Source organism: Paractinoplanes bogorensis, from assembly GCF_018829635.1.
Taxonomy (GTDB): Bacteria; Actinomycetota; Actinomycetes; order Mycobacteriales; family Micromonosporaceae; genus Actinoplanes; species Actinoplanes bogorensis.
In genome coordinates this window covers 299,900-312,522 of sequence record NZ_JAHKKG010000010.1, presented here as the reverse complement: position 1 = coordinate 312,522, position 12,623 = coordinate 299,900, and the positions used below count along the sequence as shown (strand labels likewise).

Here is a 12,623-nt window from a genome sequence, read left to right as displayed (position 1 = left end):
TAGATATGCCGCCCTGGATGGACATAAACCCGAGGAGTGCCGGTGCCCGAGGTATCCCGTCGCCGAGTCGTCATCGACACCGACGCCAAGAACGAGGCCGACGACCAGTTCGCGATCGTGCACGCGCTGCTCTCGCCGTCGCTCGACATCCGTGGGCTCGTCGCCGCGCATTTCGGACGTGAGCGCAGTGACCGCAGCATGGCCGAGTCACGCGAGGAGATCGACCTGCTGCTGCGGCTCACCGGACTCGAGGAGACGGTGGTGGCCGACGGTGCCGCCGAGGCCCTGCCCGACGAGCAGACGCCGCGGGACAGCCCGGGCGCGCGGCTGATCATCGAGGAGAGCCGCGGCGACGGCCCCCTCTACGTCGCCTTCCTCGGCCCGTTGACCGACATGGCGTCGGCGATCCTGCTCGACCCGGCGATCGTCGACCGCGACGTGGTGGTGATCTGGATCGGCGGGGTCGGCTACGGCGGCATCGACACCGCCTACCCGGGCATCGAGTTCAACCTGCGCAACGACATCGCGGCGGCCAACGTCGTCTTCGGTTCCGGCCTCCGGGTGTGGCAGGTGCCGTCGAACGTCTATTCGCAGGTCTCGGTGGGCTACGCCGAGCTCGAGGAGAAGATCGGCGGCACCTCGGAGCTGGCCGACTACCTGATCCGGCAACTGATCGAGTTCAACGACCAGCACCACGACGAGCCGATCGAGTCCCGCTCGCTCGGCGACTCGCCGGCGATCTCGCTGATGCTCTATCCGCGCGGCGCCCAGTTCCGCACCGTGCCGGCCCCCCGCTTCGGCGCCGAGGGCCATTACCTGCCGGGAACCGGCAATCCGATCCGGGTCGTCGAGACCGTCGACGTCCGGTACCTGCTCGAGGACATGTTCGCCAAGATCCGCCGTTTCGGAAATTCCCCGACAAGGAGATGACGATGAACGACAGCGTCCTGAACCGCCGCCGCTTCCTCACCCTGACCGGCGGCGCCACCCTCGCCGCCGGGCTCGCCGCGTGCACCGGCACGGGCGGCGACACGGCCGCCGCGCCGGCCGGCGGCTCCGGCAACGGCTCCAAGGAGCTCCGGCTCTTCACCTACGAGGACAACTCCACCATCGACCTCGTCAAGGCCCAGGTGAAAGCCTTCGACGCGCAGAACGGCACGACCACCACCGTCGACTCGCTGCCCGGCTCGGGGGCGGCCGTCTATCCCGACAAGCTGCGCACCGAGCTGCTCGGCGGCAAGGGCCCGGACGTGTGGCGCATCTGGGGCGGCCAGATCGGCGCCCCGTTCGTCAAGTCCAAGCAGGCGATGGACCTGAGCTCGTACTACACGAAGTTCGGCTGGGACACGCGGCTGAACCCGGCGGCGGTCCAGGGCATGACGTTCGACGGCGTCAAGGGCGGAGTGCCGTTCATCGTCAACGGGATCGGGGGTTGGTACAGCCAGGCCGCGTTCGCCAAGGCCAAGATCAGCGCGCCGCCGAAGTCGTACGCGGAACTCGAAGACATGAACGCCAAGCTGGTCGCGGCGGGTATCACCCCGCTCGGCGCCGGCGGCAAGTACGGCTGGCACGTCATGCGCCTGTTCGAATACCTGCTCGAGACGAGCGCCGGGCCCGAGCTGCACGACAAGCTGCTCACCGGCGACGAGAGCTGGGACCGCCCCGAGGTCGTCACCGCGTTCACCACCTTCAAGAAGTGGCAGGACCAGAAGTGGATGCCGGCCGGCGCGGTCGGACTCGACCCGGCCGACGTCGAGCTCTGGTACGTGCAGGGCAAGGCCGCCTACACCATCACCGGTTCGTGGACCGAGGCCCAGGGCATCCAGGCCGGCGGCAAGAAGTCGGCCGACTTCGGCGTCTTCACGCTGCCCACCGACCACGCGCCGGACCGGCACTCCGGGTTCGTCGAGGGCTACATGGTCAACGCCAAGGCCGGGAACCCGGACATGGCGGCGGCCCTGATCGACTTCATCGTCAAGCCGGACACCCAGAAGGCCCTCAAGGTCACCTCGTCCGCCGTCACCGGGGCCGAGCCCGACAAGTCCACTCTGCCGCTGTCGTACGAGTACTCCCAGGGCGCCGGCAAGCAGCCGTTCTACACGATCCAGGACCAGGCCTTCCCCAAGAAGCAGGCCGACCAGTACTTCGCGATCCAGAGCGACGTGCTGCAGGGCAAGACCGCGCCGGCCGAGGCGGCCAAGAAGATGCAGGACGTCATCAAGGGCTGGAAGAAGTGAAACGCCGGACCAGGCACGGGGGCCTGGTCGCCTGGGGTTTCGCCGCCCCGGCCCTGCTGGTCTACCTCGGGTTCCTGGTCTACCCGGCGCTGAACTCGCTGTGGTTCAGCTTCACCGACTGGGACGGGCTCAGCGCCTCCTACAACATCGTCGGCGTCGACAACTACACGTCGATGGTGGACGACCCGGTCGTCGCCCAGGCCGCGCTGAACAACCTGATCTGGGCCGTGGTCACCGTCGTCGTGCCGGTGGTCCTCGGTCTGGCCCTCGCCGTCGTGCTCAACGGCAAGGTGCGCGGTAAACCGGTGCTGCGGCTGATCTTCTACACCCCGGCCGTGCTGCCGCTGGTGTCGGTCGCCTCGATCTGGGGCTGGCTCTACAACCCGCAGTACGGCGCGATCAACGCGGGCCTGCGCGCGATCGGGCTGGACAGCCTGGCCCAGCCGTGGCTCGGGCAGGACTCGACGGCGCTGGGCGCGACCATGGTGGCGGCGATCTGGCTCCGCGTCGGCTTCCCGATGCTGCTCTATCTGGCCGCGCTGCAGGGCATCAACCAGGAGCTGTACGAGGCGGCGACGGTCGACGGCGCGGGCCGGTGGCAGCAGTTCTGGCACATCACGATGCCCGGGCTGCGGCCCGCGCACTACGTGGTGATCGCGCTGTCGGTCATCGACTCGTTCAAGGTGTTCGACCTGATCTACGCCATGACCTACGGCGGTCCGGGCACGGCGACCCAGGTGATGGGCACGTGGATGTACTTCAACGTCTTCCAGTACAACCAGGCCGGCTACGGCACGGCCATCGCCGTCGTCATCACCGTCGTGGCGATCGCGGTCAGCATTCCGTACGTCCGCTCCCAGACGAAGGAGGCGTCCGCGTGACGACCGTCGCCGCGCCGCCTGAAAAACTAAAACCCGGACCCAGAGGCGGTTTCGGTACGACCGTCGGCATGACAATCGCAGCTCTGGTGTGGATCTCCCCACTCGTGCTGCTGGTGATCACGGGCGTCCGCCCGCTCGCCGACTTCGTGTCGCACGGTCCGCTGTCCTGGCCCGGCACCTTCACCCTGGGCAACTTCGCCGACGCCTGGAACATCGGCAACTTCGCCACGACGTACCGCAACAGCACTGTTCTGCTGCTGCTCAAGGTCCCGCTCGGCGTCTTCGTGAGCGCGATGCTCGCGTACGCCCTGGCCAAACTGCGCATCCGGTTCGGCGCGGCCATCATGTACACGGTGTTCCTCGGGCTCACCATCCCGATCTACATCACGATCGTGCCGGTCTTCGTGATGGCCCGCAGCGCCGGCCTCACCGACAGCCTGATCGGCCTGGTCGGCCCCTACCTGGCCTTCGGCATCCCGTTCGAGGTGCTGGTGCTGCAGTCGTTCATCCGGCAGATCCCGGACGAGATCATCGAGGCCGCCAAGATCGACGGGGCCGGGCCGTGGCGCGTCTTCCTGACCATCGTGCTCCCGTTGTCCCTGCCCGCTCTGGTCACCGTGTTCATCCTGGACGCGGTGGCGACCTGGAACGAGTTCCTGTTCGCGCTGATCCTGCTCAACTCGGACGCCAGCAAGACGATCCCGGTCGGGCTGCTCAACTTCCAGGGCCAGTTCTCCAACAACAGCACCGGACTGGCCGCGGGCATCCTCATCGCCGTCGTGCCGATCCTGATCGCGTACACGTTCCTGCAACGCTGGATCGTCGGTGGGCTCACCGCCGGCGCCTCGAAGGGCTGAGCCGTGATCAGGCAGTGGCAGGAAGCGGAAGTCACCCTGTCCGGGGCGCATCACGAGGACCCGTACATGTCGGTCGACGTCTGGGTCACCTTCACCCACGACGACGGGACCGTGCTGCGCCGGCCCGCCTTCTACGACGGTGGTGCGATATGGCGGGTCCGGTTCGCCTCTCCGGTCCACCACGGCACCTGGCGGTGGGTCACGGCCGCGAACGTCGAGGACCCGGGTCTGCACGGCGTGACCGGCACCATGGACGTGCTGGAAGACCAGGTGCACCGGCCCGGTTTCTGGCGCATGTCACCCGGCGGCCGCAGTCTCGTGCACGCCGACGGCACCCCGGCCCTGCTGGTCGCCGACACGGCCTGGGCGCTGCCCTGGCGGGCCACCGAGGAGCAGGTCGGCGACTATGCCCGTGACCGGCAGGCCAAGGGTTTCAACGCCGTGCTGCTGATGACCGTGCAGCCCGACATGCGCGCCACCGGCCCGCGCGACCGCACCGCCGACGAGGGTTTCGACGTCGGCTTCGAAGATCTCCCGCAGGGCCGTCTGACCCGGCTCAACCCCGGATATTTCCAGTACCTCGACCGCCTGCTCGCCATCCTGATCGAGCACGGCATCGTCCCCGTCCTGCAGCCGGTCTTCCACGGGTTCGGCTGGAAGGGGCTCGACGTGGCCGGGACGGTGGTGCCGCCGGACGAGTACGCCCGCTACTGCCGTTACCTGGTCGCTCGCTACGGCGCCCGGCCGGCGATCTGGCTGGTCGGCGCGGACGGCTCCGGCACCGAGCCGCAGATCGAGGCGGGCGGGCGCGAGGTGCACGAGAGTGACTGCTACGGCCAGCCGACCGGCATCCACTACCGGCCGCACGCCCGGGCCGACGCGCATCAGGGCGCCGAATGGCTCGACTTCCAGTGGTGCCAGACCGGGCACGGTGGCGAGCACGTGCCCGAGCGGGTGGCCGACATGTGGCGCAACGAGCCCGTGCGTGCGGTGGCGAACGGCGAACCGACGTACGAGGGAACCGGAAGGGCCGATGTCGCGGCCGGCTGGTGGCAGGGGCACGAGGCGTGGAGCAATCTGTGTGCCGGGTCCACGATGGGCGTCGTCTACGGCGCCGCCAACATCTGGCAGTGGGTGCTGCGCGACGGCGAGCCCGGGCACGCGGCCTCCTTCGCCGGACCCGGCGGCAGCTGGCGGGACGCGCTGGACTACGAGGGCTCGGCCTATGTCGGGCTGGTCGGGCGGATCCTGGCCGGCCTGCCCACCACCGACATGCGGCCGGACTGGGAGGTCTTCATCGGCCCGCGCGGGCTGGTCGTGCCGGGGGAACTGGCGATCGTCTATCAGGAGACAGGCGGCCGGCTGCCGATGATGCAGGACGCCGGTACGCCGTCCGGCTACCGCATCGTCGACCCGCGCACCGGCGGGACGCGGTCGTCCGGCCACCTGAAACCCGGCGAGATCCTGGAGGCGGATCCGGCCGGGGAACCCCGGGTGATCATTTTTCAGCGCTGAGGAACCAGCCGGTGTGCCGGGACTTCGCCCGGTACATGGCCGTGTCCGCCGCACGGACCAGCACATCCGGGTCGGCGTCGGACGCGACGGCGACCCCGATGCTGGCCGAGACCACCAGCTCCCCGTGCGGGCGGCACAGCGTCGCCAGCAGTTGCCGGGCGATCGCCTCGGCGGTGTGGTGATCGTCGAGCGCGTCCAGCAGCACCAGGAACTCGTCGCCGCCGAAGCGGCCCGCGGTGCCGCGGCCGCCGAGCTCGGCCCGCAGCCGGTCGGCCACCTCGACCAGGACCTGGTCACCGACCGCGTGCCCGTACGTGTCGTTGATCTGCTTGAATCCGTCCAGGTCGACGAACAGCACCGCCACCCGCGGACCACGCCCGATCGCCTCGGCCAGCAACTGCAGGAAGTACGTCCGGTTCGGCAGTCCGGTCAGGTGGTCGTGCAGCGCACTGGCCCGCAACTGCTCCTCCTGCTCCCGCAGGGTGTGCAGCACGGCCTGGTAGTCGAGCGCACCGGTCAGCAACGCCGCCCACTGGTTGATCGCCTCGCGCCCGGTGGCCGACTTCAGGTCGACCCGGTCGACCGTGGCCAGCAGCCCCCAGTCACGGGCACCCACCCGCACCGGCACCACGAAGGTCAGCGTGCCCGGCTCGGCCCGGGCCGTCGCCAGCAGCGCGGCCGGCGGGAACCCGCTCACCGTGACCGGCGGAAGCGGAGCCGGCGCGGGCGCGGACCGGTCGAAGTGGCCGGCCGTCTCGAGCTGCGGCTCGCCGGGAGTCCACAAGCCGAGACACCCGGCCCGGGCCGAGGTGCGGCGCAGCCAGTTCAGCGACCGGGGATCCTCTTCGTGACTGCGCAACAGGTCGAGGCTGATGTCGTACTGGTTGCTGAGCGAGTGCTGCAGACGGATGCGCTCGCGGTACTGCGATTTCGCGCCGGCCCGCAGCGCCGCCTCGTCGAGCGCCGGGGGACACCCGCACGACTCCCGGACCACCAGCTCGGTCGCGACCTCGTGCCGCTCGGGCGACCCGCCGGTGCCGTCGATCGCGGCCAGCAGCACCCGCGCCGCGGTCACGCCGACCTGGAACAGCGGCTGCCGCACGGTGGTGAGCGGCGGGTCGGTGAACGACGCGTCGGACAGGTCGTCGAAGCCGATCACGGCCTGGTCGCCGGGCAACCGGCAGCCGGCTCCGGTCAGCACCCGCAGGATGCCGATCGCGTTGAGGTCGGTGCCGGCCACGACCGCGGTCGACGGCAGCCCGGCCGCGAGCATCGCGCGGGCCGCCCCCGCCCCGCCGGCCTCCTGGTTGTCGGCCGCCTCGAAGACCAGGTCCGGGTCCGGTTCGATGCCGTGGTCACGCAGCGTCCGCTGGTACGTGTCGTACCGCTCGAGCTGGTCCAACGCCCCCAGGAAGCCGGCGAAGGCGATCCGCCGGTGCCCGTGCCCGATCAGGTGCTCGACCGCGGCCCGCACCCCGACCCGGTTGTCCGGGAAGACGGTCGGACAGTCCACATCGGCGAACTCGTGGCTGACCACGACGACCGGCCGGCCGGTGGCCTGGAGCTCGCGCAGATATTTGGCGCTGGCCGCGTTCACGATGACCACGAACCCGGCCGCGTGATCCCAGGCCAGCGGGTGCGGCGGGTGCGGCGGTTCGGTCAGCTCGAGCTGCTCGGTGCCCGCGTCCAGCGTCTGGACGGCGACCACTGTGGCGGCGGCGTCGGCCGCGGCCCCCGCGATCCCTTCGAGCACCCCGCCGAAATACCACCCGCCCAGGAACGGGGAAAGCACTCCCAGGACGGTCATCAAGGGACCATACATCCGGAAACCGGAGTGAGCGCCTCTCCTAGGGAGATCCCCGGTCTTCACCCGGGACACGCGAAGATCATCGGATGCCCGACAGGGAACGGCCGCACGATGCCGCACCCTTCGACGCATGCGAATGATTCGAGGCGTTGTCGGGGTGCTCGCGGTGGTCGGTGCCGCGGTAGCTCTGGCACCGGCGCCTGCTTATGCCCTCGACGATCTGAAATGCGTCAAGGAGGACACCCGGGTGATCTCCACCCGGGACGAGTCCGGCTGGAACACTGTCCTCGTCGGCTTCTGTGCCCGCTACGAGTGGACCCCGCCCCCGGTCAGCGGCGGCACCCCGCCCAAGGACCAGCCCGGTGGCGGGAGCGGTGGCGGCGGCGGTGGCAACCCGCCGGCCGAATGCGACGACTACCAGGACAATCTGAAGCAGCTGGGCGAGTGGGTCGACCTGCTCAACTCGGAAATTCAGGCCGCCACCGCCGAGGCGGACCGGCTCGCCCGGGAGGCACAGGCCGCCCGCGACCGCAACAACCAGGCCCTGGCCGACTACGTCGCGGCCCAGCAGCACGCCCAGCAGCTGCTCGCCGACTACATCAACGACAACGCGCTCGACCCGATCGAGACGGAGCACAACGGTCACCCGATCGTCCGGCCGATCACCTACTCCGACGTGAAGACGTCGCTGCCCGGCGGCACGGCCGTGATCAACGCGAAGCGCGAGGCCGAGCAGCTCGGTCGTGAACAACGTGATCTGCAGGAGCAGTGGCTCGAGGTGCAGGCCAGGTCCGACCAGGCGAACGCCGCGCTCTACGACCTGCAGGCCCGTCTCCAGGCCGCGCTCGAGGCGGTCAAGCTCTATCAGGAACTGTCCAGCCGCTGCCGCTGACCGATGTGCCTCCCTCGCCTCGATCAGGCGGGGGAGGCATCAACGGATCGCGTAGACGGCCACGCCCGACGCCGTCCGGCCGTACAACCTCCCGTTGGCGACGATCGGCGCTCCCCGCAGCGTCGAGATCCGGGCGTCGAGCGGGAGCGTTTTTCCCGTACGGGCGGAAAGCCCCACAACCGCACGCCCGCTGTCCCGCCATCCGTAGACCACGCCGCCCCCGATCGACACCTCGATCGGCGCCTCCTCGGCGAAGCCGGCCGTCCACACCCGGCGACCCGTGCGCGCGTCGATCGCGATCAGCTGGTTGGCGAACGTGTGCAGATAGACGCGCTCGCCGTCGGTGGCGAACCCGGACGTCGAACCCGGGCTCGGAAAGGTCGCGAGCACCCGTCCGGTGGCCGCGTCGACCCGGCTGATCGGCCCGTCGGGATCGCAGCGCATGTAGAACGCGCCGCCGTCCGGTGAAGCGCCGATCGGCGTCCAGCACCCCGCACCGGGCGACCACAGTGTCTTGCCCGTGGCGAGGTCGACCGCGCTGGTCGAGTCGTCGCCGGCCACCAGAACCCGTCCCGCGGCGGCGATCGTCTCCCCGCCGATCGATCCGACCCGGGCCCACGCGCGCGAGCCGTCGGCGATCCGGTACGCCCGTACGCCGTACTTGCTGATCGCCGTGTCCCAGACCCCGCCGGCCACGATGCCGTTGTCGACGACCAGCCCGTACATGGGCTCGGGAATGGGTCTGGTGTAGAGCACCTGGCCGGTGGTCACGTCGAGGGCGGTGAGCGACGTCTTGCCCGAGCGGCAGTCGCGTGACTGGGCGACCAGCCGGGTGCCGACGATCGCGGCCAGGCTGATGCTCGTCCTCCGGGTGGTCGCGGGCGTCTGCCAGGTGAGCTTGCCGGTGGTCGCGTCGTGGCCGCTGATCCGGTACGACGCGGCGGTGACGAGCCGGTTCGCGGCGACCAGGGGAGTGGCCGGATCGGCACACTTCGCCGCCGCCAGCGGAACCGTCCAGCTCGCCCGCAACCGGCCCACGGTCGCCGGGGTCAGCCGGGTCTCGCCCGGGTTGAACCAGTCGCCGGTGGCGTGGGCCGCGGCTTGTCCCCAGGCGTCGGGCGGCGGCGCGGCCGCGGCCGGGGACGGCACGGCGAGGACACCGATCGCGGCGACCACCAGCTGAAGACGATTCAAGGCGACTCCTCGTAACGGCACAGAAGATCACCGTAGGGAGGAAGATCGCGCGTGGACGGTTGCCGGGCGGACGGCTCACCCGGTCGGGCTACGCGAGATCGCCAGGAACTCGTCGACCAGCCGGGCCGTGCTGACGTCCTGGTTCGTGCGGCCCAGCACTCGCGGCTGCCGCACCGGCCCGGGGATGGTGTGCCCGCCACCGTGCACCGTGTAGAGCACCGCCGGCGCGTGCCCGTCCTGCCGGTAGTCGGTGCGCTCGACCGAGGTCGCCGCGTCGGCAGCCGGCAGCCGGGTGCCGGCCGGCGACGCGGTGATGCCGTTGCGGGCCGCGAAATACGCCGCAGTCTCGGGCATCGACAGGCTGCGGCCGCTCACCTTGAACGCGGCACGGGCCCACCAGCTGAACTCCCCGCCCGCGTACCTGCTGATCGGATCCTTCGTCCCGTGCACCAGCAGGACCGGCACCGGCACCGGCGGCGCCTCCGCGGCCAGGAAGTTCTCCGGTGCGGGCATGGTCGCCGCGATCACCGCCGCCCCCGCGAGCAGGCCGGGGATCTCGTGGACCAGGCGCATCACGAGCTGGCCGCCGTTCGAGTAGCCGACCACGAAGACCCGCTCCGGCGCCAGCTTCCCGATCAGCGCACGGGTGAACCCGACGTCGTCGACGTTGTCGGTGCGGGCCGGGAAGGTGCTTCCCCGCCGAGCGTCGTTCCAGTTGCCCTGGTAGCCGTCCGGGTAGACGACGGCCGAGCCCAGCCCGTCGAAGGCCCGCCCGGTGAACTCGCGGTGCTTGGCGCCGTTCTGCTTGGACCCGTGAAACACGATCACCAGGTCTGGGCCGGGTGTCCCGACGATCTCGTACGTCCGGCGGGTCGCCCCCACCTGAATGCTGTCGCGCATGGTCGTCCCCTCCACCACAAGAAATGGATAAGCCATCCGCTTCAACGCAGCAGAAGTGGATGGCTTATCCGGTACGCTTGTGGGCGTGACCACTGCCCCACTGCGCAAAGACGCCGCCCGCAACTGGCAGCGCATCCTCGACGTCGGCCGCCGCCTGGTCGACGACGAGGCCCCGATCCAGCTCAACGAGGTCGCCCGCTCCGCCGAGGTCGGCGTGGCCACCGTCTACCGCCATTTCCCGACCCCCGAGGCCCTGGTCGAGACGATCGCCACGCCCGGCCTGGAGGCGCTGGCCGACCGGCCGCCGACCGGCGACCCGTGGGAGGCGCTGCGCGATTTCCTGCACGCGGCCATCGAGGCGCAGACGTCCGATCCGGCGATCGCCACCACCCTGGCCGCCCCGCACGACGCCCTGCCCCACACGACGGAACTCAAGCAGCGCCTGCACGCCCGTTTCGCCGAACTCCTCGACCGCGCCCACAAGGCCGGCGTGATCGACCCGGCCGTCACGGCGGCCGACATCGCCCCGCTGATGTGCGGAGTGGCCTTCGCGGCCAAGGTCCACCCCGGCGACCGCGCCGCCACCGCCCGCCGCTACCTCGACATCCTGTTCGACGGCCTCCGCTCCCGGGTCAGTTGACCGGGGAGATCATGCCGCCGTGACCGCCATTCGCCGTCAGATGAGGACGGCGCCGCCGTCGACGAGGATCGAGGTTCCTGTCGCCATCGGCTGTTCCATGGCATAGACGTAGGCCAGGGCCACGTCCTCGGGTTCGGCGATGCGGCCGACCGGCAGGGCGGCCGCGACGCCGTCGTAGAGGGCGGTCTGCTCGTCGGCGGTCAGGGCCGACCACAACGGGCTTCTGGTCACGCCGGGGGCGACGTTGTTGACCCGGATCGGGGCCAGTTCGAGGGCGAGCTGGCGGGTGAGCGCGTCGACGGCACCGCAGACACTCGCACCCAGGGCCCAACCCGGCCCGGGTCGTTGCGCGGCGTTACCGCTGGTGAGCACGATCGAGCCGCCGGGGCGGATGGCCCGCTCGCCGGTCAGCACCCGGATGGTGGTGAGCGCGCCGATGTAGCGGGTCATCCAGAACTCGCGGATCCGGTCGGCGGTGAGGTCGGCGACCAAAGCCATCCGCAGGGGTTCGCCGGCGCTGTAGACGAGGTGGTCGACCGGGCCCTCGGCCTTGACCAGGGCGGTCAGGGAGCCGTCGTCCTGCACGTCGACGGTGTGGCCGGCGGCGCCGGGGCCGAGATGGTGCAGCGCCGCCTCGACACTGCTGCGGCGGCGGGAGGCGACGACGGCGGAGCCGCCGCGGTCGAGGACGGCGCGGGCGACCGCCAGGCCCAGGCCCGAGGTTCCGCCGATGATGAGGACGCGTTGATCGGTAAGTGGCACGTCTCGACGATCGCGCCGGGGCGGGGTTCGCGTCCAAGACCTTCTGGCGCTCGCCGCGATACCGTGCGGGTATGACCGCTGATCTCGACCTGCGCAAGCTGCGGTATTTCGTGGTCACCGCCGAGACTTTGCACTTCGGGCGCGCGGCCGAACTGCTGCACATCGCCCAGCCGGTGCTGACCCGGCAGATCCGGGCCCTGGAGAGCGAGCTGGGCGCCGCTCTGTTCGACCGGTCGTCGCGCGGCACCGAGCTCAGCGAAGCCGGCGCCGCGCTGCTGCCCGAAGCGCGGGCCCTGCTGCGGTCGGCGCGGGCGTTGCAGCGGCATGCCCGCCGCGGCACGAGAATCGTCGTCGGCTTCATGCCCGGCCTGGCTCCGGCGCCGCTGATCCGGGCGTTGCGGGAGCGGTTTCCCGACCTCGAGGTCGACGTGATCCGCACGTCGTGGGACGACCAGGTCGAGGTGGTGCACGACGGTCGCGCCGAGCTCAGCCTGGTGCGCCTGCCGATCGACCGGGCCGGGGTGACGGTGGTGCCGGTGCTCTCCGAGCCGCGGGTGGCCGTGCTGTCGCGCGACCATCACCTGGCCGGGCGCGACGTGGTGACGCTGGATGACCTGGCTGGGCTGCCGTTGCTGCAGGATCCGATGGCAGTGCCGGAGCTGCTCGGCACGCGGACAGCGGCCGAGGCCCGGCCGCAGCCGAATGTGGAGGAGAAGCTGGAGCGTGTCGTCATCGACAGCGGCTTCGTCATCCTCCCGCGCTCGACCGCGCTGGCCTACCCGCGACCCGACGTGGTGCTGCGCCCGGTCGACGGGCTCGCGCCCTCCGAGGTGGCTCTCATCCGGGCCGAGTCGGCGAGCTCGGAGGTGCTCGACACGGCGATGAAGATCGCGGGCTCATGCCTGCTCACGGCAGGGTGTGGTTAGGGCCCGGAAGCG

Annotated in this window: 12 protein-coding genes; 8 read left to right on the top strand and 4 right to left on the bottom strand. The window is 70.6% G+C overall.

All coding sequences use genetic code 11. The features are described from left to right. Positions 1–42: 42 nt before the first annotated feature. From KOI35_RS31580 to KOI35_RS31560, 5 genes are all read left to right on the top strand, one after another. Positions 43–930 (top strand): nucleoside hydrolase, encoded by an 888-nt coding sequence (locus tag KOI35_RS31580; RefSeq protein WP_215792309.1) that lies wholly within the window; start codon positions 43–45, stop codon positions 928–930. Positions 931–932: 2 nt separating this feature from the next. Then, on the top strand, positions 933–2,237 hold the full coding sequence (locus KOI35_RS31575; RefSeq protein WP_215792308.1) for an ABC transporter substrate-binding protein: 1,305 nt from the start codon (positions 933–935) through the stop codon (positions 2,235–2,237). After that, positions 2,234–3,118 carry a carbohydrate ABC transporter permease gene (locus tag KOI35_RS31570; protein WP_308121235.1) on the top strand — a complete coding sequence of 295 codons (885 nt, stop codon included), beginning with the start codon at positions 2,234–2,236 and terminating at the stop codon, positions 3,116–3,118. The genes KOI35_RS31575 and KOI35_RS31570 overlap by 4 nt, the downstream gene beginning before the upstream one ends. Positions 3,119–3,186: 68 nt before the next feature. After that, entirely contained in the window at positions 3,187–3,975 is a 789-nt protein-coding gene (locus tag KOI35_RS31565) for a carbohydrate ABC transporter permease (protein WP_215792307.1), read from the top strand. 3 nt (positions 3,976–3,978) lie between these two features. Further along, complete coding sequence (locus KOI35_RS31560; RefSeq protein WP_308121234.1) at positions 3,979–5,490, top strand: glycoside hydrolase family 140 protein; 1,512 nt, start codon at positions 3,979–3,981, stop codon at positions 5,488–5,490. Here the strand turns inward: KOI35_RS31560 and KOI35_RS31555 are convergent. Continuing rightward, complete coding sequence (locus KOI35_RS31555; protein WP_215792306.1) at positions 5,474–7,297, bottom strand: substrate-binding and GGDEF domain-containing protein; 1,824 nt, start codon at positions 7,295–7,297, stop codon at positions 5,474–5,476. The genes KOI35_RS31560 and KOI35_RS31555 overlap by 17 nt on opposite strands. A 130-nt stretch (positions 7,298–7,427) precedes the next feature. On the opposite strand from KOI35_RS31555, the gene KOI35_RS31550 reads away from it, so the two are divergent. Next, a complete protein-coding gene (locus tag KOI35_RS31550; RefSeq protein ID WP_215792305.1) occupies positions 7,428–8,189 on the top strand; it encodes a hypothetical protein in 762 nt (253 codons plus the stop codon). Between the two features lie 39 nt (positions 8,190–8,228). On the opposite strand, the gene KOI35_RS31545 is transcribed toward KOI35_RS31550, so the two are convergent. After that, a complete protein-coding gene (locus tag KOI35_RS31545; protein WP_215792304.1) occupies positions 8,229–9,383 on the bottom strand; it encodes an outer membrane protein assembly factor BamB family protein in 1,155 nt (384 codons plus the stop codon). 75 nt (positions 9,384–9,458) lie between these two features. Further along, on the bottom strand, positions 9,459–10,283 hold the full coding sequence (locus KOI35_RS31540; RefSeq protein ID WP_215792303.1) for a CE1 family esterase: 825 nt from the start codon (positions 10,281–10,283) through the stop codon (positions 9,459–9,461). An 85-nt stretch (positions 10,284–10,368) separates the two neighbouring features. Here KOI35_RS31540 and KOI35_RS31535 point away from each other — a divergent pair, with 85 nt between their 5' ends. Beyond that, positions 10,369–10,923 carry a TetR/AcrR family transcriptional regulator gene (locus tag KOI35_RS31535; RefSeq protein ID WP_308121233.1) on the top strand — a complete coding sequence of 185 codons (555 nt, stop codon included), beginning with the start codon at positions 10,369–10,371 and terminating at the stop codon, positions 10,921–10,923. 36 nt (positions 10,924–10,959) lie between these two features. On the opposite strand, the gene KOI35_RS31530 is transcribed toward KOI35_RS31535, so the two are convergent. Beyond that, positions 10,960–11,685, bottom strand: a complete 726-nt coding sequence (locus KOI35_RS31530) for an SDR family oxidoreductase (protein ID WP_215792301.1) — start codon at positions 11,683–11,685, stop codon at positions 10,960–10,962. Positions 11,686–11,756: 71 nt separating this feature from the next. Here KOI35_RS31530 and KOI35_RS31525 point away from each other — a divergent pair, with 71 nt between their 5' ends. Then, entirely contained in the window at positions 11,757–12,611 is an 855-nt protein-coding gene (locus tag KOI35_RS31525; RefSeq protein ID WP_215792300.1) for a LysR family transcriptional regulator, read from the top strand. The last annotated feature ends 12 nt before the right edge of the window (positions 12,612–12,623 follow it).

Bases quoted from the DNA above. Each gene is read 5' to 3' on its own strand.
- KOI35_RS31555 (WP_215792306.1), bottom strand. From the start codon at position 7,297: ATGACCGTCCTGGGAGTGCTTTCCCCGTTCCTGGGCGGGTGGTATTTC.
- KOI35_RS31550 (WP_215792305.1), top strand. From the start codon at position 7,428: ATGCGAATGATTCGAGGCGTTGTCGGGGTGCTCGCGGTGGTCGGTGCC.
- KOI35_RS31575 (WP_215792308.1), top strand. From the start codon at position 933: ATGAACGACAGCGTCCTGAACCGCCGCCGCTTCCTCACCCTGACCGGC.
- KOI35_RS31565 (WP_215792307.1), top strand. From the start codon at position 3,187: ATGACAATCGCAGCTCTGGTGTGGATCTCCCCACTCGTGCTGCTGGTG.
- KOI35_RS31525 (WP_215792300.1), top strand. From the start codon at position 11,757: ATGACCGCTGATCTCGACCTGCGCAAGCTGCGGTATTTCGTGGTCACC.
- KOI35_RS31540 (WP_215792303.1), bottom strand. From the start codon at position 10,283: ATGCGCGACAGCATTCAGGTGGGGGCGACCCGCCGGACGTACGAGATC.